At 54.6% G+C, this 21,440-nt stretch carries 25 protein-coding genes and 1 pseudogene; 9 read left to right on the top strand and 17 right to left on the bottom strand.

Going from position 1 to position 21,440, the window contains the following annotated elements; translation table 11 throughout:
- Window positions 1-10: 10 nt before the first annotated feature.
- From BW974_RS20070 to BW974_RS20085, 4 genes are all read right to left on the bottom strand, one after another.
- The gene (locus BW974_RS20070; protein WP_076432346.1) at window positions 11-1,165 is read right to left on the bottom strand and encodes an alpha-1 4-glucan-protein synthase; all 1,155 of its coding nucleotides are present in this window, start codon (window positions 1,163-1,165) and stop codon (window positions 11-13) included.
- A gap of 254 nt (window positions 1,166-1,419) precedes the next feature.
- A complete protein-coding gene (locus BW974_RS26670; protein ID WP_076432348.1) occupies window positions 1,420-2,280 on the bottom strand; it encodes a DUF8008 family protein in 861 nt (286 codons plus the stop codon).
- Entirely contained in the window at window positions 2,273-2,665 is a 393-nt protein-coding gene (locus BW974_RS20080; protein WP_076432350.1) for a hypothetical protein, read from the bottom strand. Before BW974_RS20080 ends, BW974_RS26670 begins: the two co-directional genes overlap by 8 nt.
- 59 nt (window positions 2,666-2,724) lie before the next feature.
- Entirely contained in the window at window positions 2,725-4,389 is a 1,665-nt protein-coding gene (locus tag BW974_RS20085) for an MFS transporter (protein ID WP_175609755.1), read from the bottom strand.
- A 233-nt stretch (window positions 4,390-4,622) separates the two neighbouring features.
- Here BW974_RS20085 and BW974_RS20090 point away from each other — a divergent pair, with 233 nt between their 5' ends.
- Entirely contained in the window at window positions 4,623-5,759 is a 1,137-nt protein-coding gene (locus BW974_RS20090) for a DUF1214 domain-containing protein (RefSeq protein ID WP_084186405.1), read from the top strand.
- 236 nt (window positions 5,760-5,995) lie between these two features.
- Here the strand turns inward: BW974_RS20090 and BW974_RS20095 are convergent, their stop codons facing one another.
- Window positions 5,996-7,198, bottom strand: a complete 1,203-nt coding sequence (locus BW974_RS20095; RefSeq protein WP_076432352.1) for an MFS transporter — start codon at window positions 7,196-7,198, stop codon at window positions 5,996-5,998.
- 304 nt (window positions 7,199-7,502) lie between these two features.
- Between BW974_RS20095 and BW974_RS20100 the strand changes: the two genes are divergently transcribed.
- The 3 genes from BW974_RS20100 (at window position 7,503) to BW974_RS20110 (ending at window position 9,761) form a co-directional block, all read left to right on the top strand.
- Window positions 7,503-8,069, top strand: a complete 567-nt coding sequence (locus tag BW974_RS20100) for a flavodoxin domain-containing protein (RefSeq protein ID WP_076432354.1) — start codon at window positions 7,503-7,505, stop codon at window positions 8,067-8,069.
- A 188-nt stretch (window positions 8,070-8,257) separates the two neighbouring features.
- Window positions 8,258-9,091 (top strand): alpha/beta fold hydrolase, encoded by an 834-nt coding sequence (locus BW974_RS20105; protein ID WP_076432356.1) that lies wholly within the window; start codon window positions 8,258-8,260, stop codon window positions 9,089-9,091.
- Window positions 9,092-9,218: 127 nt separating this feature from the next.
- On the top strand, window positions 9,219-9,761 hold the full coding sequence (locus tag BW974_RS20110) for a CBS domain-containing protein (protein WP_245800218.1): 543 nt from the start codon (window positions 9,219-9,221) through the stop codon (window positions 9,759-9,761).
- 141 nt (window positions 9,762-9,902) lie between these two features.
- Here BW974_RS20110 and BW974_RS20115 read toward each other — a convergent pair whose 3' ends face one another.
- Complete coding sequence (locus BW974_RS20115) at window positions 9,903-10,142, bottom strand: hypothetical protein (RefSeq protein ID WP_076432360.1); 240 nt, start codon at window positions 10,140-10,142, stop codon at window positions 9,903-9,905.
- Window positions 10,143-10,286: 144 nt separating this feature from the next.
- Between BW974_RS20115 and BW974_RS20120 the strand changes: the two genes are divergently transcribed.
- Window positions 10,287-10,715, top strand: coding sequence for a DUF7539 family protein (locus BW974_RS20120; RefSeq protein ID WP_076432362.1), 429 nt, complete (start codon window positions 10,287-10,289; stop codon window positions 10,713-10,715).
- 219 nt (window positions 10,716-10,934) lie between these two features.
- Here BW974_RS20120 and BW974_RS20125 read toward each other — a convergent pair whose 3' ends face one another.
- A complete protein-coding gene (locus tag BW974_RS20125; RefSeq protein ID WP_076432364.1) occupies window positions 10,935-12,122 on the bottom strand; it encodes a CBS domain-containing protein in 1,188 nt (395 codons plus the stop codon).
- A 202-nt stretch (window positions 12,123-12,324) separates the two neighbouring features.
- Between BW974_RS20125 and BW974_RS20130 the strand changes: the two genes are divergently transcribed.
- A complete protein-coding gene (locus BW974_RS20130; RefSeq protein WP_084186406.1) occupies window positions 12,325-12,834 on the top strand; it encodes a nitroreductase family protein in 510 nt (169 codons plus the stop codon).
- Window positions 12,835-13,071: 237 nt separating this feature from the next.
- On the opposite strand, the gene BW974_RS20135 is transcribed toward BW974_RS20130, so the two are convergent.
- The 4 genes from BW974_RS20135 to BW974_RS20145 form a co-directional block, all read right to left on the bottom strand.
- The gene (locus BW974_RS20135) at window positions 13,072-13,353 is read right to left on the bottom strand and encodes a hypothetical protein (protein ID WP_245800219.1); all 282 of its coding nucleotides are present in this window, start codon (window positions 13,351-13,353) and stop codon (window positions 13,072-13,074) included.
- Window positions 13,354-13,451: 98 nt separating this feature from the next.
- A complete protein-coding gene (locus BW974_RS20140) occupies window positions 13,452-13,841 on the bottom strand; it encodes a type II toxin-antitoxin system VapC family toxin (RefSeq protein WP_084186407.1) in 390 nt (129 codons plus the stop codon).
- 3 nt (window positions 13,842-13,844) lie between these two features.
- The gene (locus BW974_RS25880; protein ID WP_175609756.1) at window positions 13,845-13,988 is read right to left on the bottom strand and encodes a hypothetical protein; all 144 of its coding nucleotides are present in this window, start codon (window positions 13,986-13,988) and stop codon (window positions 13,845-13,847) included.
- 552 nt (window positions 13,989-14,540) lie between these two features.
- Window positions 14,541-15,260, bottom strand: coding sequence for an FkbM family methyltransferase (locus BW974_RS20145; protein ID WP_076432368.1), 720 nt, complete (start codon window positions 15,258-15,260; stop codon window positions 14,541-14,543).
- A 295-nt stretch (window positions 15,261-15,555) separates the two neighbouring features.
- Between BW974_RS20145 and BW974_RS26675 the strand changes: the two genes are divergently transcribed.
- Window positions 15,556-15,927 carry a hypothetical protein gene (locus BW974_RS26675; protein ID WP_076432370.1) on the top strand — a complete coding sequence of 124 codons (372 nt, stop codon included), beginning with the start codon at window positions 15,556-15,558 and terminating at the stop codon, window positions 15,925-15,927.
- A 281-nt stretch (window positions 15,928-16,208) separates the two neighbouring features.
- On the opposite strand, the gene BW974_RS20155 is transcribed toward BW974_RS26675, so the two are convergent.
- On the bottom strand, window positions 16,209-16,754 hold the full coding sequence (locus BW974_RS20155; protein ID WP_139328955.1) for a ferritin: 546 nt from the start codon (window positions 16,752-16,754) through the stop codon (window positions 16,209-16,211).
- A 229-nt stretch (window positions 16,755-16,983) separates the two neighbouring features.
- Entirely contained in the window at window positions 16,984-17,442 is a 459-nt protein-coding gene (locus BW974_RS20160) for an SRPBCC family protein (RefSeq protein WP_076432374.1), read from the bottom strand.
- A 498-nt stretch (window positions 17,443-17,940) separates the two neighbouring features.
- Here BW974_RS20160 and BW974_RS20165 point away from each other — a divergent pair, with 498 nt between their 5' ends.
- Both BW974_RS20165 and BW974_RS20170 read left to right on the top strand, forming a co-directional pair.
- The gene (locus tag BW974_RS20165) at window positions 17,941-18,540 is read left to right on the top strand and encodes a DUF5789 family protein (RefSeq protein ID WP_076432376.1); all 600 of its coding nucleotides are present in this window, start codon (window positions 17,941-17,943) and stop codon (window positions 18,538-18,540) included.
- Window positions 18,541-18,745: 205 nt separating this feature from the next.
- Window positions 18,746-19,168 (top strand): DUF7992 family protein, encoded by a 423-nt coding sequence (locus BW974_RS20170; RefSeq protein ID WP_076432748.1) that lies wholly within the window; start codon window positions 18,746-18,748, stop codon window positions 19,166-19,168.
- 406 nt (window positions 19,169-19,574) lie between these two features.
- Here BW974_RS20170 and BW974_RS26680 read toward each other — a convergent pair whose 3' ends face one another.
- The 4 genes and pseudogenes from BW974_RS26680 to BW974_RS20190 form a co-directional block, all read right to left on the bottom strand.
- On the bottom strand, window positions 19,575-19,826 hold the full coding sequence (locus tag BW974_RS26680) for a hypothetical protein (RefSeq protein ID WP_076432378.1): 252 nt from the start codon (window positions 19,824-19,826) through the stop codon (window positions 19,575-19,577).
- Window positions 19,827-19,987: 161 nt separating this feature from the next.
- Window positions 19,988-20,468 (bottom strand): annotated as a pseudogene (locus BW974_RS20180) (nucleic acid-binding protein).
- A complete protein-coding gene (locus BW974_RS20185) occupies window positions 20,465-20,716 on the bottom strand; it encodes a hypothetical protein (protein ID WP_076432380.1) in 252 nt (83 codons plus the stop codon). Before BW974_RS20185 ends, BW974_RS20180 begins: the two are co-directional and overlap by 4 nt.
- 204 nt (window positions 20,717-20,920) lie before the next feature.
- Window positions 20,921-21,385 (bottom strand): hypothetical protein, encoded by a 465-nt coding sequence (locus BW974_RS20190; RefSeq protein WP_076432382.1) that lies wholly within the window; start codon window positions 21,383-21,385, stop codon window positions 20,921-20,923.
- Between the last annotated feature and the right edge of the window lie 55 nt (window positions 21,386-21,440).

Genomic DNA, 21,440 nt, shown 5'->3' on the forward strand with positions numbered 1-21,440 from the left:
CGGTTTTCGGTTAGTCATCCGCGGGAAGGGGACGACGGATGCTATCGAGTTCGGCTAGGCAGTCGAGCCAATCCCTCATATAGGCACCAACGTGATTCAGAAACGCGCCGTTGTTGTACATGCTCCAGTCGCCGTCAGCCAGCACGTCTGCCATGGCGGCAAACACCTCCGCGTAGCTATCACCGTCTGTGCCAACGTCATCGATGATTTGCCAAAGATACTCGTTGAGTTCGAGGCCTGGGGCTTCGTTCGCAAGGTCGTCGAACGTTGGACGCGGTGCTTTGTTGTGTTCACAAAGGGGGCCGCCAGTGAGTATCTGTTTGTCGAGGACGTCCGCGGCGCGTTTCAGGAACACACCGCTCCAGATGTCATCGAAACGTCCGACGTCCCACTCGTTGTCGTCCATCGGGAGTTGATAGAACGCCGGAATAACCTCACGCTTGAAGGCGAGGTTCATCGAGCAGACCGTCAGGTACTGGTCTGGTGCCGTGGCAAACGTCCCCGTGAAATCGCTCGCCGTAGTGCGCGTCTGAGCCTGTCCTTGTAAGTCACCATCCATCAAGATACGAACGGCGTCGAGGTCAGGTACGTTGGTCCAGAGACCCTGTGATGCGACGACATCGTCGACGTATCTCGTCTCTGCTGTGATTGATTCTCCCATCGCTGTGTAGGGGTACCCCCGTGGATAGAGGCCGTGGTCTTCGACATTCTGATAGAGTACGTTCACCCAATTCGAATTGGAGCTGACGCAGTCGATCTCGCCTTCATAACCAAGATTGTTCAGGTGGGTGCCAAAGTAATCGAACTCTAGATGAGGGAGCGTGTCATCGTCGATGAATAGTCCATACGTGAAATCGTTCGCCCACATATATAGGAGCCCAAAGCTTGTTTGGGCGTGACTTGCCTCGGGGATGAGGTGAGTGTACTCCGCGATTTCGTGCTCTTCGAACCACTGGCGGCGGCGAGTGCCATCAAATACTTCCCCATCAACGTCCGCATCGTCAAGGAGTGATTGCATTTCTGCAGTCGAGCAGAAATCTTCGGTGACGAGAACGATATGTAAGCGGTCGAGATCGAAGTCGTGTTCTCTCGCATTCTGGAAGTACGAACGAAGACATTCAAATTCCCGAATGGTTGGCATTATCACACAGATATCTGGGCGCATCAGTTGCTCCGTATTTTTAGGCAGTCCTAAAATCATTATCGCTTTCGACTCCGACCACAGACGCGGTGGCCGGTACTACCTCTCCCTCACCCGCTGGTTTGTAGCCGATAGATACCGATACAACCGCCGTACTTACGAGTAACCGTACGGCGTCAGTCCCGAACTGTGTCAATTCGGGGCGTCCACTTCCGCGTTTGTGTGGGGTTTCGTGTTAGATTTGTGTCCCTCTCGGGCGTGAGTTGGTTCCGACCACGTTACTTTCCGGCAACCCCGTCTGTGGCCGGACTGTCGTCCGTGTTGCCGTTCGTCACCTCACCGGGAAGCTCAACGTCCGACTTGAGCACGAGACGTGTCTCTTGGTATCTTAGTCCGTCTTTGGACCGCTGACGTTTGATTTTCCCGAGCCGTCCGTTCGAGAGCTCATGCATTGCGTCTATCGTCCGGCGAGCGAGTTCCTGGCTGTACTTCTTGCTCACACCAGACTCTTTGAGTCGAAACCATTCGGCGAGATCCGATGCATCGAGATAGGCACGGATCTCTCCACTGCCCTTCGACCAAAGAGAATAGCGACCCGAGTCGTCACGTTCGCGCCACACCTTGGCGGCGAGCTCGTCGGGTTTGCGATTCGTGACGGACGCCAGCATCTCGTCGTCATAGCGGGCGAGTCGTTGCAGTGGGAGGAGATCCGCAGTCGAGTGAGCGACGGCACCCCCGCGACCGAGCGCATCGTCCTCACCGGGGAGTCGGAAGTAGGTCTCTCCGTCGTCTTTCGTGATGCGTTCGAGTTTGTTCCCTTCGACGAAGATACGGTCTTTGTCGACGTTGTCGGCGAGCAGGTGAGCACCTTTCTCGAACTCGCGGGCTTGCAACTCATCGATGCGTTTGCCAGCGGACTGCGTTTTGCGGGCAATCGCGTTCCTGTGGGCTTTCGCTTTGGCTGCTTTGTCTTCTCTGGTATCGACTCGCTGTTCGAGTTCATCGATTCGTTCGTCTTTCTGGGTGACTTCTTCTTCGAGGTCGTCGATACGATCACTGAGCGATTGGACGTGCTTAGCGAGGTCGCTAATCAAGACATTTTCGAGCGTGGTAGCTCCGGACGTGGTGGGGTCACTCATTGGCAGGCACCTTCACTGGAACCGCAGTGTCCTCTGTTGGCGTGGAGAGACGCGGGAGGTGGGCGATGGTGGTGAGCGAACCGATATAACGGGAAGTCTTGTCAGTGGCGGTGTGAATGTACTCGAGAACAGTCATGGCAGAATCGGGCTGACTGGTGCAGTGGAAGGTGGCTTGCTGAATGTCGTCCTGTGCCGTCGTGGTGATCGGTGGAGCCGTCAGAACGAGATGCGGTCCACAGCATGTCGGTGGATTCGTCTCCCTGACGGTGAGGATCGTCCGCGGGAGCTCTGTTGTGGTGATACGAACGCGGTCACTCGGTTCGAGGTGTGTAACGAGTGCGTCGGCATCGCGAGGATTCAACGGCGTCAGGGCATACCCACTCACGCCTGCTCACCTCCCGTTGGATTGGTTGTTGACCACTGGGGTGATTCGGGTTGGTTGATTCATTCTTCGGCTTCCGGTACCTGCCGTGGCAAGAACGTCGATGCGATAAGCAGGAGCAGCACAAACAGTACGAGGAGGAGCAGCGCCGCCTGTTGAGCGTCGAACATCGCAGCCTCAAAGATGCTGCGGAGTAATCGTCGTTGCGGAGGAGTAAGTTGGTTGAGGAAGTGTTGCTGCGTGGCTTCGGTCGCTGTCTCTGCTGCATTTTCGAGCGCTATCACCAGATCATTTCGTTGTCCCACTGAAACGGTCACGTGTTCTGCTCGTAGTACTCTATCGACGACACTACCATAGAACTGGCCGAGAAAAAACGAGCCTACAACTGCTGTTCCCAGGGCAAATCCTATTGAACTGCTCACGTTCAGGACGCCGGATGCCTCGGCGGAGTCCCCGGTAGGGACAGCCGACATTGTCATATTGGTGATCTGTGCCAATATGAGTCCGACACCGGCTCCATAAAGTGCCACTGGGATAGCCATCCTACTGATCGTCTGACCGGGGCCTGTTTGCTCGTACAATAGCATCAGCCCAAAGCCCATACACACGATGCCGACCTGGATAAGCGTCTTTGGCGAGATGTACTTCCGCCAGCTGGGCGTAAACGTCGCAAAAAGGATCGACGCAAGTGAGTACGGTAATAATGCTAGCCCCGTTTCAAAGGCGGTGTATCCGAGTACGGCCTGGAGATAGACCGGGAAGATAAAAAAGAAGCCAGCCGAGATTATCGAGCGAATATTGTATGCGATAACACCAGATAAAAAAGGGCGGTTCGTCAGTACATTCAGTGGAACGAGCGGCGACTTCCCAGCACGTTCCATCCGGCGTTCGTACTGAACAAAGGCGGCGAACGCGAGCATTCCGACCCCAAGGAACCATATCGCCGGGGATGTGCCGAGCGGGTTGAACTGCACGTCACCGACGAAAAACGGTCGCCTCACGAGGAGCCACCCGTACTTCCCGCTGAGAAGGAATCCCGTAACGAGCGTCGTCGCACCGACGATAGACAGAGCCGTCCCACCTTTGTCCAGCGAACTACGTGTTTCTGACAGTGGTTGCGGACTCACATACCGAACGAAGAAGAGAATAACTCCCACACCGATAATTTGGAGCGCAAATCCCCACCGCCAACTGGCGTATGTGGTTAGTGCTCCACCGATAATCGGTCCAAGAGTTGATCCAACCCCGCTCACGCCAGCCAACAGTCCGAATGCCTTCGCCCGATCATCGTCTTCGTAACTGACTCTCAATACAGTGTATGTCAGGGGAAATATCACAGCGGCCGCGGAACCCTGGATGAATGACCAGCCGATATAGAGGACCGTCGTATTCCAGCTCATCGCCGCCACCAGCGTCCCACTGGCAAATACGATCAGTGCAACTGCCATTACACGCCTACTACTATGCCGAGACGGCAGCGTACCGGCTGGGAGAATCAGCGCAGCTATCACTAGCGAGTAGAGTGACACTGCCCCTTGAATCACGGTGACGGTGGTACCAAATTCATCCACCATCGTGGGAATGGCCACGTTCATCAGGGATGCATTGAGAACCACAAGGAACGTCGTCAGACTCACGGCGATTGCTGGGGCCCAGTATTGGATCCTTGTCTTCACGTTCGTAGAGAGATGAGAACTTCCGTTGGAAGTAGACTCATCTGGAGACATACAGTGGTCTACAACTTTGACCCTCAAATAGCATGGACGCGGTTCGATCGTTTAGTGTCGATCGAACCTATATCAGATTCCAATTGAATTGGTCGTTCAACTATTCTCACCACCATCATATGAAAAATTATGAAATTTTGACACCATCTCTTTATCTGGGGTTGTCGTAGGAGAGTAGGAGTTGGGTGGGGCAGTGCTGTTGGGCACTGCAAGAGAGAAGGAGGGTATGAGCTATGACAAACGAGACATACGACACGCCGGCTGACGCAGAATCGGACTCTGGACTGATGCGGACAACCCGCCGCACCGCACTTCGGGGAGCGGAGCTTGTCGGGTTACTCGCGATGGGTGTCGGCAGCGCTAGTGCCAACCAGGAGACGTCGAGCCAGACCACCAAACAAGCCCTGCAACAGACGACGGATAAAACCGAGACGGTTCCAGTGACGTGGAAGAACTTCCCACGCGCACAATTCGGTTTCGAGATGGCGAGCTACGTCAAACGGGGTGGGTTCGGCAAGTTCTATCATCACCGAACGCTCTTTCCCATCAACAAGCAGGTCGAAGCGGCGACCAATCGAGACACGCTCTATTCGGGTGGGTTCTTCGACCTGACCAAACCGGTCACCATCACCAAACCGGATACCGATAATCGCTACCAGTCGATGGTTGTCATCAATGCGGACCAGTACCTCAAGATGCTCGAATACGAGCCTGGCGAGTACACGTTGACTGAGGACGATATCGGAACGCGGTATGCTGGTGTCCTAGTCCGCACGTTCGTCGACCCGAAGGATCCGAACGACGTAGCGACCGCCCACCGATTACAGAACGAACTCACAGTGAGCCAAGACTCGGCCGGCACGTTCGAGATTCCAAACTGGGACCGCCAATCACACGATGAACTCTTCGACGCGCTCACAACAGTCGGGAAAACGATGGACAACTTCGATGGCGCTTACGGCGACGTCGGCCAGGTCAATCCCGTGAAGTTCTTGCTCGCGAGTGTGACACCGTTTGGGTTTCCGGCATCTGAGACGATCTTCCTTTCGAGGGTTCCCGCCCAGAACGACGGCACGACGCCATACGAACTCACCGTCAAGAACGTCCCCGTCGACGGGTTCTGGTCGATCACCGTCTACAACCACAACTGGTATCTCGAGAAGAATAAGTACGACGCGTATTCGGTCAACAACGTGACCGCCGAGCGGAACGCTGACGGGAGTGTCACGGTGCATTTCGGTGGCGATCCTAATCAGTCCAACTTTCTCTACACGCCAAAGGGATGGAACTACATGGTTCGGCTTTACCAACCGCGCAAGGCGATTCTCGACGGCAGCTATCAATTCCCCAAAGCCCAACCGATCAAGTGAGGCGAGCGTGAAGTGCCTCGGGGACTAGACCCGAGGCACTCGCCTTGTTCGTCTGTAGATCGCCTGCTCGATGGGGATGTCGCCACCGGAGATCCTGATTGTTTCAACAATTATCCACTCGTTTACAAGATAGGTGACGACCGTCTGGGCGACATCGACACGTGGGATGTCCTCTCCACCGTCGCCACGGTAGTCGAAGCTAGCGAAATGCGTGGTCTCCGCTTCATCGGGTGCTCTTACTTGGGTTCGGGTGCGCGAAGCGCTAAGAGGACACCAATGAAGGCGACCCCACCGGCGACGAGGAACGCTGGACCGTAGCCTGCACGGTCGATAATGGTGCCGGCGGCGATGGGTGCGGCAAACGCGCCCAACAGGCCAACGCTCGTCAGCAGCGAAACAGCTGTGGTTCGCACCGGCGGTGGGACGAGTTCGACGATGTACGAAAAGAGTAGTCCAGTAACGAGCTGGATGGCGAAGCCGACGACGACCACCGCCCCGCCGACGAGCCAAAGCTGTGAGACAAACGCAAAGGCGACGACGACGGGTGTGGCGACTACGAACGACGACACGACAACGGGGCGACGTTCCCCGCCGAAAACTCGGTCGGAGACGACACCGCTGCTTGACCGTCCAAGCGCTCCAATCGCCGGGAACAGCGCGGTCAGTAGACCGCTTGCCGCTAGCGAGATCCCGAATCTGTTGACGAGGTAGCTCGGTAACCACGTGTTGACAAAGAGATACAGCGAGTAGGCAAGAAAGCAGAGCACACAGACAATCCAGACCGCTTGATTGGTGAACAATTTGCGCAGCGTTGTGCGGTCCGGCGCAGACGCATTAACGCCGGGAACGTGGCGACGGGTCGCGAGCAAGAAAATAGTGACGCCGACGACACCCATAGCGGCATACAGTGGGAGGATTGCAGGCCAACCGGCAATGGTTGCGATGAGGGGACTGCCGAACTGGCCGAGCGCGAATCCAACGGGTGCGCTTGCGGTAAACACGCCGACTACGGTTGCCCGATGGTGAGATGCAACGGCGCTTCCGACGACGTTCGCACCCGCGTTCCAGAAGATGACATACGCGACCCCGCCGAGCACGCGCGAGACGAGCAACCAGAGAAAGGTGCCGGCGGTGGCCGCATACCAGCCCCAGACACCCGCGACAACGAGTGCGACGGTGCCGAAAATGATCATCCGACGCACCGAAAAGCGGTCGATGGCGATACCAGCGGGGACGCTGGTGACGACCGCAGTCGCGTACATAATGCTGACAAGCCAACCTGCCGTGCTCGCCTTGAGCTTGAGGGATTCTTGAATCACCGGCAAGATGCTCGCCGGGGCGATCTCATAGGCTGCGGCCGCTGTCGAAAGCAGAAAAAAGCCGATGAGCAGACCGAGCGTCTCCCGTTGAGAAGCACCTGTAGTTGGTCGATCACTCACAGTCTGTGTACTCGGTTCTCGGAGCGTTGTCAAACCCTTTCTGTTTCTTCGTAAAGACAGAAATTCGAAGACCCGGGGGAGACAAAGACAATGAATTTGCGCTATATATTCACAACTGGACGCACTGCCGAATTGCTGTTGAGAGCACCATGTGGTGGATAAAGGTTGCATCGAGCGAGGTCACATCCTCTCGAATCACGCTTCTAGAACTCAACTGCTAACGAATATCCCGTTTTCAATCAAAAACAGTTTCCAGTCTCAAAAAGAGGACTCCATTTTTGGTCGATGGAGCCGTATGTGATCTATGGCGGGGATCATCACTATTTTTGGAACTGGTGAGGGACAGACAGCGAAAGTGGCCGAGCGAATCGACGCCGAACTTCGAGCTCGCGGCCACGAGACGACGACAGTGAACGTAAAGGAGATCGACCCCGGTCTTGACATTGACGACTTTGATGCCGTACTCGTCGGGGCGTCGATCCACATGGGCAGACAGCAAAAGGCGGTCCGCAAGTTCGTCAACGCCAACCAGGCCGTACTGGCGAGAAAGCCAAACGGCTTCTTCCAAGTCTCTGGGTCGTCCGGCGAGGAGACCGAGGAGGGTGCAGCGGAGGCAGCGCGGTACGTCGATGAGTTCATCGAGGCCACAAACTGGCACCCGGATAGGATCGGTCTCTTTGGGGGCGCGCTGCGGTTTTCAGAGTATGGGTTCCTGATGCGTGCGCTGGTTAAATTCGTCGCTCGAGTGGAGTCATCGGAGGAGAATCCCCTAGCCGACGTCGAGTACACCGACTGGGAGGAGGTTGAGGCGTTTGCCAACGAGTTCGCAACGTTCGTCGAGGAACGGTTGGGCGAGACGGCTGAGGATTGAACGGTATTCGTTCGGTACAACGGCGGGTTTACATCGGAGATCCCCGAGCAGATAGAGATCCGACTCGAAGACGAAGCCCTCTACGACAGGATTACGCTTGTCTCGTTGCGTGATTCGACTGTACGGATTCTCCGACAACGATGCTAAGCCACTGTGTAGCATAGAGAAAAACGGGGGTGAATCATCCTATGGCAGAAGCAACACCACCAGATTCAGGTGGAGAAACGGAAACGGTCACATCAGCAGATGGTACGACGATTGCATTCGAGCGGACGGGGAGCGGGCCACCACTCGTGCTCGTGCACGGGGTTACCGATGTTCACGAGTTCTGGGACTTGACTGGCGTTCGGTCTGCCTTTGCAGAACACTTCACGGTCTACGCGCTTGATCGACGTGGTCGCGGCGAAAGCGGCGACGCCGTCGAGTACGAACTGGACCGAGAGGCCGAGGACGTGGTTGCGGTCGTCGATTCGATTGACGATCCAGTAATCTTGCTCGGCCATTCCGGTGGCGCCCTCTATTCGTTGGAGGCGGCCCTGCGAACCGATAATCTCCGTAAACTCATCGTGAATGAACCACCAATTCAGGTCAGCGAGCACGAACTTGAGGTCGAAGAGGTGGTCGCTGAAATGAAGCAGCTATTGGACGACGGTGAAAACGAGCAGGCGCTCATGCTGTTCCTGCAAGCAGAAGCCCACCTCACACCGGATGAAATCGACGTGGCTCGCTCGGCTCCGATCTGGCAGGATATGGTGGACGCGGCTCATACATTGCCCCGCGAGTGGCAAGCGATCGCCGAGTACGAGTTTAATCCTGCTCGGTTTGCGGACTTGACCACGCCGACCTTGGTGTCGGGCGGCGGCGAGAGTCCATCATTCTACAAAAATGCGACGGATGCGGTCACCGAGGCACTCCCGAATAGTCGGCTTATCAGGTTCGACGGGCAATCACACGAGCCGATGAACACCGCGCCAGACCGTTTCACCGAGGAGATACTCATGTTTATCCGTGACTCGAACTAAAACCACAAGGTCACGAATCACCCGCTTACTGGGACGTTCAGCTCACTTTGGCACTCTACACGTCCTATTTCGAATAGAAGGACAATGAGCAACTTTCTTCCGGTAGTCCCGGTATCACCGACTCCACTTGTCGGAAGATCCTGGTGAGTCGATTTTGGCCACCACTTGGCATTTCAACGGAGACACGCTACTCTCGCTTCCATTTGAAATATTCCATCGCCGTGAAAAGAAGCAAACTCTTATCCCCGCAGAAATACTATTTAATCAAATGGACGATGTCTTTGTCGGGAGTCTTATGTCCTCGCCGGTGTACACTGTAAGTAACGACACGTCACTCCAGAACGCTGGCGAGACAATGCGCGAACACAAGATTGGGTCGACAATCGTCGTCGGTGATGACGACCATCTCGAAGGGATCATCACTGCAACTGACTTCATTCATGTCGTCGCAGAAGGCGATCCGGATCCGAATGCAACTGTTGCCTCTGTTATGAGTACAGAGGTCATTACAACGACCGCAAGTGAATCGGTTCAAACTGCGGCGGATATAATGATCGAACACGGCTTTGATCATCTCCCTGTTGTTGACGGAGAAGCGGTCATCGGTGTTATCACGACGACTGACCTCACGGCTTATCTTTCGACGACAGAGGATCCGAGCCCATCATAAGGGCATCTGAGTCGGGAAGAGTCGATGGTCAGTTGGCGAACAGTAGCGTTCCACACGATGGCAAACAGAAGTCGGTACTCTGACGATGTCGCTTAAGGCAACGGCTGGTGAATGTGGGACCGAAACCAGCACAAAGGTTGTTCACTCCTCGAACGCTTCGTCGTGTTGATCGTAGTGGATAGTCAGCGTGCCTGGGGTAGGACGTCTGGTCGCGTTGCGTATGGCCTCGAACGTTTCGAGCATCTCGGTTGAACTGTCTTCGTCTCTATATATTTCTCGTGTTTCTTCACGTAAGGCGTCATAAACCTGTTCCGCAAGGAGTCTGATTGCTTCTGCGTCGGATTTTGATTCGATTTCGAAAACGGCCTCGTAATGGGACATGTAACTAGTTGGTTCCCCAATGAGTAAACCCATACCCTATAATCGTTGACAAGGAAAGGTCTCCCTGAGTACCGCCTTCTCGTAGGATCGAGATATCTACAATGCTTTACAAACGTTGATTTGTGTTCCACTCCTTTAGATTGCATGGCCGAATTCCCTGACGAGAGAGAACTCGTACTGCGAGTGCGTTCCCAGTTGGAACAATGGACGAACAATGCCCGAACACAAGCATATAGTGAATTGTTCGAAGGCGATGATCCACTCCTTACGACCGAAGAAATGCAACGGCTTGATGCGCTCGATTCTGTAATGGAACGGAACGGTGGCGATGGTGTGTGGGGCACCGATCAGTACGGAATCCACACAGCGGGAACCACGAGTTCGGACAGTTCGATCGGAATCGTCTGTGTGTATCACCCGCAAATCACCAAAGATTCCGTCCTTCAGGGAGACGACGGTATCGATGACGAGACCGAGGAGAAATTCAACGCAGCACTCTGGCAATATAGCGAACGCGTTGTGACACTCATCGAAGAACGGCTTGACGAGTTCATCCGCCAAACACAGAGGTAGCTCTGTGTTCGATTCCGTTTCCTGAAATTGGTCGACTCATCGATAACTGGAATGGCCCTCCCAGCCAATACCGCCACAAACGAGGAGAGGAAACGACGACGATCAGTACGACACCGCTTGTCCTTTAGAGGAACAGGTCACCAAGTTCAGCCCCGCTTGCTAGCAAGCGAATCGTACCGCCCGGAACGATTGCCTCCCGTGTACTGGAAGTCAAGACCGTTACCCGCCGAGCCACCACCCGTAGAGTTGCGCTTGTTCCTCTGTGTCCGGATGCTTCTTCGACTGGCCGTAGGTTTTACCCTTAAGAAGTTGGCGTTCGACCGCATTCGCGGCGAGACGAAGTGCATGCGTAGCGCCGTAACCCTCTCCTTTAGCGGTGAAGTAACCACGGTCAGTGACTAGTCGAATCCGTGCCAGCACCAGTGGCACTCCTCGACTCTTTTCTTTGTGCTCATGCAGTTCGATACTGGCCTTGATCACACTCATCTCCCCATACTTCGAGGTCATGCTGTCGATCAACGCAGAAACGTCATCGTAGTCCATCCCATCGAGTAATTCGAGACCGAACACCTGCACGGGACGTCGTTCTTCCTGCTCCCAGGTGAGTGCCTCGATGACGTCCGTCTTTGTGATGATTCCGATCGGTTCGTCCGTCTTGTTAGCCGTGACGACAAGTGAAGAAATCTCCTGATCGAACATCGTTTCGACTACCGCATCGAGCGGTGTGTCTCGCTGAACTGTCGCAGCTACATCGGACATCAGGTTCCGCACTGGCAGATCGAGCATCCGGTCGGAAGTACCGTCCCGTTCACCAAACCCGCCGCGGCCACTAAACTCGTCTGACGAGCCACCCTGACTCTTGTTCCCGCCGCGTGTCGTGAATTCGATGACATCGTATAGGCTCAGTATGCCTACGAGTTCGTCATTGTCGATGACTGGTAGGTGTGCGATACGTGCTTCCCGAAGCGTGTTGAGGGCTTTACCCATCGTGGACGTCGGAGCCACACTGATCAGCGTTGTCGTGTATGCATCGTCGACAGTCACCGCGTCGAGAAACGGGCTCACGGCCTCCAAGACGGCATCTGCGGTCACCACACCAACGACGCGGTCTTTGTCCAGCACTGGGAGCGTCTTGGCGTTACTCCCGATCATGAGTCGTGCGACTTCACGGACATCCTCGGTTCGGTCGACGGTTGGGACGTGTTGCACACGTGAGCCAACCTTCGCCGAGGGTTGATTGGATGACGAGGCCAGTTGTCGGCGGCTGACGACGCCACGATACTCCTCGCCGTCCGTAACGACGACGGCGTCGAGTTCTTGATTCTCGAACGCACCGGCGACCTTCGAAAGGGGTGCCCCGATATCGAACTCGGTGAACTGTGTTGAAACTATCTCAGAGATATCCATTGTGTACTCACTATTAGGAGGGTCCGCGGACGGTTACGCTTGCTTCACTTTTTGGTGACACGATGCCGCTGATTTGTGGTGGTCCCATTTAGATGTGAGGAGACGTATCGTAACACGGTCCGGAATTCGTCGGCTTCGATATCGACGATGGGAGAGAAAGTCCACAGATTTTGACGCAGAAAATGGCTATGGATGGTCAGCGATGAGTATACGTATGGGCCTCACGGAGACTGTCAAACATCGACTCGAAGTTCGTGAATACGCTGATAAGCCCGTTTCCGACGACATCGAACGTGCTGTGATAGAGGCTGCACGACTGGCTCCCTCAAGTCGAAACCGCCAGGACTGGCACTTTCATTTGATCGATGGCGACGCTCTCGACGATTTGGCTACGGTGAGCACCAGCGGGAAGTGGGTCGCGGATGCTGCCTTTGTTGTCGTTGTCCTCACTGACGATTACCCCTCCTCCGGCGTCGATGTCGGACGTGCAGTCAGCCACATGCAATTTGCAGCTTGGGATCACGGCGTCGGCTCTTGTATCTACACTGGCATTCAAGAGAAGGCCCTGAAGAGTCGGTTTGGTATTCCACTCGAACTCGTCAGCGGCGCTGTTGTCGGCTTTGGCTATCCCAAAGGGTCCGGGATGGGAACGAAACGACGGCGATCGATTGCGGAAGTCGTCTCGAAGAATCGGTTTGGAGAGTCGCTATAGGCTAGTCGATTTCGTCCTTGATCACACTATCCTCGGTTGTCGCCACTGTGGATGGCTGATTACACCAGTGTAATAGAGTAAAATCGCGAACGAAATCCCCTCTGTTTCGCAGAAACAGACGCACTCCACTGTACCCAACCGACTAGTACCATCATGCCACCGGCAACGGTGTGAATCTCGTGTGGTAGCTCGGTTCGAAAGGGGGTTCGTCGACCCCCCGTGATTGCAACGCTCTAATTAGCGCCCTCCGTTCCTTCCTGTGTTTGCTTCGTGTGCTCGCATCCACCCGGCGAGGTCGGGATGGGCGAACGTGATTTCGATGTGATGGCCACCGACACCCATTGCGTCGTCCACCGACAGCGTTCGTGACTCTTCGTAGGTTACGCCAGGGACACGTTCGGCCATCTCCTCCATCACTCGATACCCGTCGTTCTTGTACGCACAGCCGTAGTGAGTCGCGACTTCGCGATAGCCTAACCGTGCGACCATCACGTCATTCGTCTTGGCGACATTCTTCACATGCTCAAGGACGTTGAGATATTTGTTCTTGACTTGCTGGGTATTTATTCACGTTAAAATGAGGCAAACGCCGGTGCTTACCGGTTCGATAACGTCATCTATGAATCATCGATGATTTCTTCCGGTGAACGCGCTCCTGCTTCAATCAGTTCCTTGTCGAACGAGACCAATGTCGTGTCTTGGCTCTCGGCACAGGCTAAAATAAGACAGTCCATCGGATAGAGCAATGTCTCTTGATGGCGTTTGTTGGCAGCAAGCATATCGGATGCATCCGGGACGACAATTTCAACTTGAGAGGTAACTCGCCGCTCTAATTCGGCCACGCGCTCTTGTTTGAGTTGCTTCTTTTTCCCGAGGACACTCCGCAACTCCATTACATTCAGGAGCGAGGTGTAGAAGTCTGCCTCGTGATTTAGAAAGTCGACTGCAACATCTCCTCGGTTGGGTTCGTCTGTGAGTGCTGCAAAAAAAATTCGTATCGATAAAATATCTCATTCGCGTTCCCGTAGCTCCCGAACCGCAGCAACAGAATCCACGTCCAGTTCGCTTGCCTCACCAGCAAGCGCGTCACCTAATCGCTCTTTTTCATCGGTGGTTTTCGTCAGATCCGTGAAGTCGCTCGCTAAGATACTCATTACGTAGCCATTTGTGTGCCAGCCTAAGAAACCTTCCCCCGTATTTGCGGACCAGACGTAGCACTCAAGCAATCACGGGATTTCGGTGTCCCGCTCCGACCACAAACGCGGTGGTCGGTCCCACCCTTTTCCCCTCCCACTGGTTTGTAGCCGATAGATGCCGATACAACTGCCGTACTTACGAGTAGCCGTACGATCGGTGACGTTCCCGCCGCTATAGAGACTCAATTACAACGTTTCGGGCTTGGTCGTTCGGAAGCTGCGCACAAGATTGACAAGTTAAAACAGAAAGGAGAGGTGTTCGAACCTCAGACAAATCGCTTGGCGACGACGTAACTTGGTGCTGCCCCAAATCCCCTTTGTTAACTATATTTGCTAAGCACAGAGAACGATTTGCACGCATTTGTAGTCCTGTTAAGCACTCATCACTGATACGAATCACGTGCGGAATGTGGGAGCATATCGACTGTGGAAACCTTCCTGATTTCGACGTTACTACAGACGAGATAGATATCACGACTGCACGAAACGCCCGCACTCAATCCTTGACTGTTATCTGGACTGATCCGACTTCTTGGCCTTGAGGAAGTTATCGCGGAGGTATTCCAACTCGTCAAATCCATAACTTCTTACAAGGTCCTCGACTTCTTGTTTACTACTTCCCAGACGTTCTAATGGCTGGTCGTGGGTTACGATGTATACCAGCCGCATTTTTGGCGATGAAAAGGCCGCTGAACCGCCACGAAGTAGATTAATTTCTTCGCCAACGATATCCGACATGATAACAGTAGGCGATGGGACACCATCATCCCTGATGACGCTATCGAGCGTTCGAACTGGTGTTTCTTTCCCCTGGCCCGAATGGCGAACTTCTCCCATTCCACCCGGCGTATCGTGTTGAGTGTCGAACGCTATTGTCCCATCTGAGTTTGAGATGGCACAATCCATAACGAGGGCGTCAATCTCATTCAATTCAAGGTTCGTCTCTAGGCTCGCTCGTGTCTGGGGATGAGGTTCGAAACAGACGATACCTGTCTCAGGGTACCTTCGACCGATTACACAGCTGTTGAGGCCAATGTGAGCACCGATATCGAAGAAGACATCGTCTTCATTCATTTCGGAAAATATGTTCCTAAATATCTCATCATAGATTCCGACATCGTCGGGACGAAATCGGCGTCCTTTCTCTGACGCCACACGGAACTGCACGTCGACGCCGCAGATCGTCGTTTGTACGGATTTCTCGAACGGCTGCTCTTCGTCTCGGTCCATGGTTTTGATAAGCAGATAGTAGGGAAGACGCGATATAACGATACGGCTCGGTGGTTCCGTTTGTCGGTGTGATACACGGGGGTGGTGAACTGGTTCATCACCCCGATCGGGTCTTAACCGCCGAGAACACCACACAAAAAACCACACTACGGTGGGCGGTCCGAAACCTCCGCTGGACGGAGGTGAGAAAAGAAAGGTCGATTACTTGGAAGTAAACTTGTTATTGCGGAGTTTTTGCGGTAGAGGGCTGCTATTCGCCGTCTGCTGGCAAACCGAATTTCACCCGGTAGGGGTGATGAACCAGTTCACCCACCTGCCGTGTGAAGCTCAGCAGGTGAACTCGTTCACCCCCCTTCCCGATTTCTCGGGAAGGTCGCTCGTCGCACCGAATCGGGAACAGACCCGCCGAGGGAGTCGAACCCTCGTGTTGACCGTGCGCAAAAGGAGTCTAATTCGAGTGGTCGATGAGTATCGTGATCCAGAGGCGGTTTGTGAGGAACTACGGTCGTGGGTTGATCGACTCGAGCGTGGTGCGGTCGATCCGAGTGAGTTGGTGATCACGAATCGAGTTTCGAAGAAGCGGGAGGACTACACGCAGTCAACGAGGAGTGTGGCGGCATTAGAGTGGGCGGCTGATTTGGGGTTGGGGCGTGCTGTTAGCGGGTGAGGAGTTGGACGAGTATGATATCGGGTTCTATCGGGGGCTGTTGGTTCGCGCGGCAACGAGTGTGTTGTCGCCGCTTGGGTGGCGTGAGTCGGATATTGAGGGGGAATTGGGGCAGTATACCGAGTCCAGTTTAGCGTCATTCAGATAACATTCGGGTATTGCTGCGGATTTTCACCAGTCACACTATAGTGAAGGAGCCGGCTAGGTCAGGAGCGACCGTCCAAGATACAGAGCGCTTATTCATCATGTGACGATAGGAAGTTCGACGCCACTGTCTCTGACTACTCGCCCATGGGCTCAGATGTGGAAGCTCCGTTTCCGCCCGAGTCCCCTCCGGCGCCACCGCGCTGGCCGAGTTCCTGATCAATCATCAGGAGGCCGGGACCGTCGTCACCGACGTGCTTGAGTTTATCCAGAACGGCCTGTGCTGTCGCCTCCTCCTCGACCTGCTCCGCAACGAACCACTGGAGCATGTTCTCGGTCGCGTTGTCGTTCTCTTCACGGGCGAGTGCGACGAGGTCGTTGATCATCTCGGTTATTTCGACCTCGTGTTCGTAGGCTGCCTCGAAGGCGTCAGACGGACTGGACCACTCCCTTGGCGGACTGTCAATAGTATCCAGAGTAACCCGTCCGTCGCGCTCGATGACGAAGTCATAAATTCGCATCGCGTGAGCACTCTCTTCGTCGGCCTGGGCCCGCATCCACGACGCGAACCCGGGCAGACCTTCATCCGCGTAGTAGGCCGCCATCGAGAGGTACAAGTACTCCGAGTAGAGTTCAGCGTTGATCTGTTCGTTCAATGCCTCCTCGAGCGAATCTTTGAGCATAACTTCTAGGTTGACGCTCGGCCATGGCATCATTGTTGGGGTCATCGAAGCCCAACCTTATTCAAAGTCCATGACTGGGAGGAGATTGGTATGTGCAGTACTGGAGATACTGACTACATCCTCTCTATTCAGCACGCCGTTCCTGACAGCAATCGATCAGCGAAGTCAAAATACATGTCTTGTTATGGGGTGCCTCTGGTACGACCCGACCCTGGCTTTCGCAAGCCTTTCAGGCAGCACGCACTTCGTCGGTTTCAAGGATGGTCTTCAGATTCTCGCCTTCCTCTCTCATGTGCACCCGGACAGCATTGAATTCACGCCGGTTGAGCCACGCACCGATCGGGCCGGTTCGTACCTTGATCCGTTGAGTGAGATCACAGCCGTTCTCGTGGGGTATGATCGTAAAACTGATCAACGGCATAAGTATCCCGACCAGCCGTGAGGTGGGTTTGAACTCGATGTATCGGTCGGGAACGACCTCCGTGAACTGGACTGTCTTCTTCTGTCTCTTTCCCGCGATTCGTTCCTCGAAGGAGGCAATCGCTCCTTGTTCTAACCCGTCTCCAGTATTCCATCGGAACACGATATGATCGGGATGCCACCGTTGATAGTTTACATCCATCGTTTCGAAAAAATGGTAGACTTCCCCCGGAGATGCGTTCACTTGCGTGGTTTCCTCTAATATCATCTCTGTCCCTATAATTGTCTACGCAGACGATAGCTGTTTGTTCAAGAAGCGGGTGGTTTCCCGTATCGTACTACGATGAGGGACGCGTCCTCTCTATCTTGCACACCATCCCTAACCGATGATTGGACGGTGTCTTCTAACTGCTGACTCGTTACTTTGAAACACTTCAGCACGGTCTCACTCACCTCGTTCTTGACTATCGCTAGTGGTGCTTCAACTGTCGATTGATTGGTTCGTATTTTATATGCCAAAGGAGAGACTCATGATCTGACAGAACCGCCGTGCAAGATGTAGAGGATATACTCAGCAGAGTGTGGGAGAAATAGTTCACCTGGAATTCCGGCTCTCGATCAACATTTTAGAAAGATGTAGGAGTTAGACTGTCTCACTGGATGACTTCCTGACGAGCAAAAACTCGATTTAAATGGCTGGCGTAAACGTTTGGGAATACCTGTTATCGACCACAGAGCTATCCGGATGGAGAGTCCAAGTCCTAGGATGGCAGACGATAAGCGCGGTCGAGACAAGCAAGCACACGACGCTGAAAGACGCCAGCAAGAGCGTGAGGTCGCCACAGAACTGGAGCGCGAGGACGAAATAGAGCCACCGGTGGAAGCGGAGAAAATCGCCGATTTTGAGGCAGAACTCGAAGAGCTGACATTCCCGGCGACGGGGATTGAGATCGTCGCGGCGATCGGCGATCGTGAGATCGAATCGGTCGAGGGGAGCTACAGTATCGAGGAACTAGTACCGGAGATAGACGAGGAGACGTTCGACTCTCCAGCTGCCCTCCGGGTGCAGGTACAGCGGCCGACAGTTGCCGCGGCCATGAAACGGGTCGTGGAAGCCAGCAAGACGCTTCGGAATACGGATTTCAGTTGGACACAGCGCAAGGCTTACGAGAAGACCTTCCAGGAACTCAAAGCGATCGACGCCGATGACGACGATGAAGGGATCCAAGTCATCAGCGACTGGATTGTCGAGCGAATCCGCGACAAAGAAACGCTCCCGACGTCCCGGGCGGTACGCCGAGAAGCGGCGAAGTTCTGTCGGGCGAACGGATATCAGGTCCGAAACGACGAGTGGCTCGGGATATAGACCGACGATCACGGGCGATTGTTGCCATGACTGCTGTCAAGCTCCAAGCGTGACCGATACGCGCCCTCTATCCAGTAACGGGATATTCTCTTGCGAGAGGCGTCTCATTTGGAACTGCGATGGGCTTTATTGTGTTACCAGTGAAACCACAGGTATGGCGCTCGATATAGAGGTCCCGGAACCACCAGACCTCTCGAACCGAGGAATGCCGCGCGAGTTCGAGTGGCAAGAAGAGACGCTCGGGTCAGAGGACTTCTACCGCGAGGACATCGAAGACCTGCTCCAGGAAGGTGCGTGGAAGGAGGGATTCAACGAGTGGACCGAGTACACGAATCTCGATGAAGAGCACGTTCGAATTGTCAGCGACCTCGGCCTGTTCCAAGCGTTCGACTTCTACTGGGACCCAACCGAAGACCGCCTTCGCTTCGACGCCCCAATGATTTCGGACGACTGGAGGGAGCGAAACGCGACTGAGTCGCTCGATTCGAGCACGGTTTCAATGATTGACGGTGAGTTAGATGATCTCGGCCGAGCGGTACAAGAGGTACTGGAGGGCTACCTCGAACGGAACGACGAAGCGTCAGACTATGGTTGGGGTGAGGAAACGTACAGTAAACGCGAGGAGTGACTGGAATCACTCCACCCTGTTCGACGGCGTCCGAGATACAGATTTTCTCGGTAGTAAGCAATCGGCTCTGCTCCTCGATTGCGATCGGAACGTGCTGACTATGCGCTCTGTATCTCGCACACCGTAAGAGAACTATCTGCTATCGGATATCAGAGCGTAGCACTTTGAATCCATCAGTCCCTGGTTGACGGACCACTAGAGGGCGTAGTTGATTATACTGTTGTAATAGAGGGGAATCGCGTAAGCGACCCCCTCTGTTTCGCAGAAAATGACGCAGAAAAAGACGCACTCCACCGTATCCAACCGACTACTACCACCATGTTTCACCGGCAATGCGGTGTGAATCTCGTGTGGTGGCATGGTTCGAGCGGGGGTTTGTCGAACCCCCGTGATTACAACGCTATAATTAGCGCCCTCCGTTTTCTCCTGTGTTTGCTTCCTGGGCTCGCATCCACCCGGCGAGGTCGGGATGGGCGAACGTGATCTCGATGTGATGCCCGCCAACACCCATTGCGTCGTCAACACACAACGTCCGTGATTCCTTGTAGGTTACACCAGGGACTCGTTCGGCCATCTCCTCCATCACCCGATAGCCGTCGTTTGTGTACGCACAGCCGTAATGCGTCGCAACTTCCCGATACCCGAGTCGTGCAACCATCACGTCATTCGTCTAGGCAACGCTCTTCGCATGCTCGAGGACATCGAGGTACTTGTCCTCGACTTGCTGGCTCTCGGCACGTTTCTTGCGGAGGTTGGTGACCTCAGTATTCTTTCCAAGCGCTAGGCTGTCTCGAGAAATTGGCGGCCAGCATTCGCTATTTACTCAGAATTCGGCTGTAGCAGTTCGATTCCGCGTTCCACAATTGCATCAGTAATAAAGAGACTCGTCTCTGTCTGGAGGCTCCGCATGAGTGATGCAGCCTCGCTGCTGGGGACGATCTCTCGATGATACGCAAGTGCGATAATGCCAATCGAGCCGTGGACTTCGATATTCTGGTCCTGCGCGAACTCTCGTGCTGCCAGATCGTCGGTAAGAAAGACGACGTTGTCTCGCTCGAGAGCTACTGCCAGTGCCGCTCGCTCACCTGCGTCCAGTTCAGCAGTGATCTCGACAGGATCCACAACCTCGATTCCTTCCCACTCAAGATCTGAGAACTCGGGTGGAATCCCGCTTTCTTCGAGTTCTTCATACGCTGTTTCAGGGATTAACAACTCGTCAATTACCGTCAGCAAGTCGAGTGCGTCGATTTCTGCAAAGGTGGATAAGTGGGCCTGTATCCGCGACTGCAACGATTGTCACGAACTGAGGCCCCAGTCAATGTCTTCTTCAACAGCTGCTGCTTCGCGATCGGCTCGCCGGACGTTTTCCAGTCCAACCTGTTCAATCGCTTCCTCGCGAGATAGCTCGCCATCCACGTATTTTCCGAGGACGACGTTCTCCCACAGGTCCGCGATTCCGAGTTCAAGTGCTTGCTCGAAAACCTCCGACTCAGGGACTCCTCGTGCGTCGGCGATTTCACGGACACGATCGGAGATTTCAGCTGCCATAGTAGAGAATATGGGTCGCGTCACTTAACCATCATCGCCATTCCCGATTTGACGGGGACGAACTCGGTTGACTCAATCATGTATTCCCGACCACAGACGTGGTGGCCGGTACCAGCTCTCCCCCTCCCGCTGGTTTCTAGCCGATAGATGCCGATACAAATGCCGTACTCACGAGTAGCCGTACGGCGTCTGTCCCGAACTGTGTCAATTCGGGACGTCCACAACCGCGTTTGCGTTGGTGTTCGTGTTAGGAAGAGCGAACGCCCGCCGGCCTAGCTCCTCCTCCTGCCCGCCGCCGATGAAGAAGACGACGACGTGGACAGCGCCGGCGACCACCGCGAAGGGCGGAGGTACCACGAGCGCATAGGCGTACCACCGAATCGGGATGCGAACTCGAATGTTCGGGATCCATTTTGGGATACTCCGTCTGGACGCAGCCAGTGCGACGACTGCCCCGACGAACGGTCCGAACCCGCCAACCCTGACGAGTACCCCCGTTACGGACGACGGAACGATCTCCAGCAATAGCAGTGCCCAGAGGGCCCAGGAGAATGCGAACGTCCCTCCGAGGAAAAGACTAAATGCCGGAAAGGAATTAATACGAGCTGTCTCCGCGTGTTCTACGGGTTCTGACTCGGTACCGGACTGCGGGGGCGTTTCGTTCGTCATAGCCGTAATCGAAGGTAGACGAGCAGGCGTCGGACATTCTCACGTGCCGAACGAC

The sequence above is a fragment of the Haladaptatus litoreus genome (genome assembly GCF_900156425.1).
Classification (GTDB): domain Archaea; phylum Halobacteriota; class Halobacteria; order Halobacteriales; family Haladaptataceae; genus Haladaptatus; species Haladaptatus litoreus.

What these genes read in the sequence shown, in the direction of transcription:
- BW974_RS20070 (WP_076432346.1), bottom strand. Translation starts at nt 1,165, where the DNA reads ATGCGCCCAGATATCTGTGTGATAATGCCAACCATTCGGGAATTTGAA.
- BW974_RS26670 (WP_076432348.1), bottom strand. Translation starts at nt 2,280, where the DNA reads ATGAGTGACCCCACCACGTCCGGAGCTACCACGCTCGAAAATGTCTTG.
- BW974_RS20085 (WP_175609755.1), bottom strand. Translation starts at nt 4,389, where the DNA reads ATGTCTCCAGATGAGTCTACTTCCAACGGAAGTTCTCATCTCTCTACG.
- BW974_RS20090 (WP_084186405.1), top strand. Translation starts at nt 4,623, where the DNA reads ATGACAAACGAGACATACGACACGCCGGCTGACGCAGAATCGGACTCT.
- BW974_RS20100 (WP_076432354.1), top strand. Translation starts at nt 7,503, where the DNA reads ATGGCGGGGATCATCACTATTTTTGGAACTGGTGAGGGACAGACAGCG.
- BW974_RS20105 (WP_076432356.1), top strand. Translation starts at nt 8,258, where the DNA reads ATGGCAGAAGCAACACCACCAGATTCAGGTGGAGAAACGGAAACGGTC.
- BW974_RS20115 (WP_076432360.1), bottom strand. Translation starts at nt 10,142, where the DNA reads ATGTCCCATTACGAGGCCGTTTTCGAAATCGAATCAAAATCCGACGCA.
- BW974_RS20120 (WP_076432362.1), top strand. Translation starts at nt 10,287, where the DNA reads ATGGCCGAATTCCCTGACGAGAGAGAACTCGTACTGCGAGTGCGTTCC.
- BW974_RS20125 (WP_076432364.1), bottom strand. Translation starts at nt 12,122, where the DNA reads ATGGATATCTCTGAGATAGTTTCAACACAGTTCACCGAGTTCGATATC.
- BW974_RS20130 (WP_084186406.1), top strand. Translation starts at nt 12,325, where the DNA reads ATGAGTATACGTATGGGCCTCACGGAGACTGTCAAACATCGACTCGAA.
- BW974_RS25880 (WP_175609756.1), bottom strand. Translation starts at nt 13,988, where the DNA reads ATGAGTATCTTAGCGAGCGACTTCACGGATCTGACGAAAACCACCGAT.
- BW974_RS20145 (WP_076432368.1), bottom strand. Translation starts at nt 15,260, where the DNA reads ATGGACCGAGACGAAGAGCAGCCGTTCGAGAAATCCGTACAAACGACG.
- BW974_RS26675 (WP_076432370.1), top strand. Translation starts at nt 15,556, where the DNA reads ATGAACCAGTTCACCCACCTGCCGTGTGAAGCTCAGCAGGTGAACTCG.
- BW974_RS20155 (WP_139328955.1), bottom strand. Translation starts at nt 16,754, where the DNA reads ATGCTCAAAGATTCGCTCGAGGAGGCATTGAACGAACAGATCAACGCT.
- BW974_RS20160 (WP_076432374.1), bottom strand. Translation starts at nt 17,442, where the DNA reads ATGATATTAGAGGAAACCACGCAAGTGAACGCATCTCCGGGGGAAGTC.
- BW974_RS20165 (WP_076432376.1), top strand. Translation starts at nt 17,941, where the DNA reads ATGGCAGACGATAAGCGCGGTCGAGACAAGCAAGCACACGACGCTGAA.
- BW974_RS20170 (WP_076432748.1), top strand. Translation starts at nt 18,746, where the DNA reads ATGCCGCGCGAGTTCGAGTGGCAAGAAGAGACGCTCGGGTCAGAGGAC.
- BW974_RS26680 (WP_076432378.1), bottom strand. Translation starts at nt 19,826, where the DNA reads ATGGTTGCACGACTCGGGTATCGGGAAGTTGCGACGCATTACGGCTGT.
- BW974_RS20185 (WP_076432380.1), bottom strand. Translation starts at nt 20,716, where the DNA reads ATGGCAGCTGAAATCTCCGATCGTGTCCGTGAAATCGCCGACGCACGA.
- BW974_RS20190 (WP_076432382.1), bottom strand. Translation starts at nt 21,385, where the DNA reads ATGACGAACGAAACGCCCCCGCAGTCCGGTACCGAGTCAGAACCCGTA.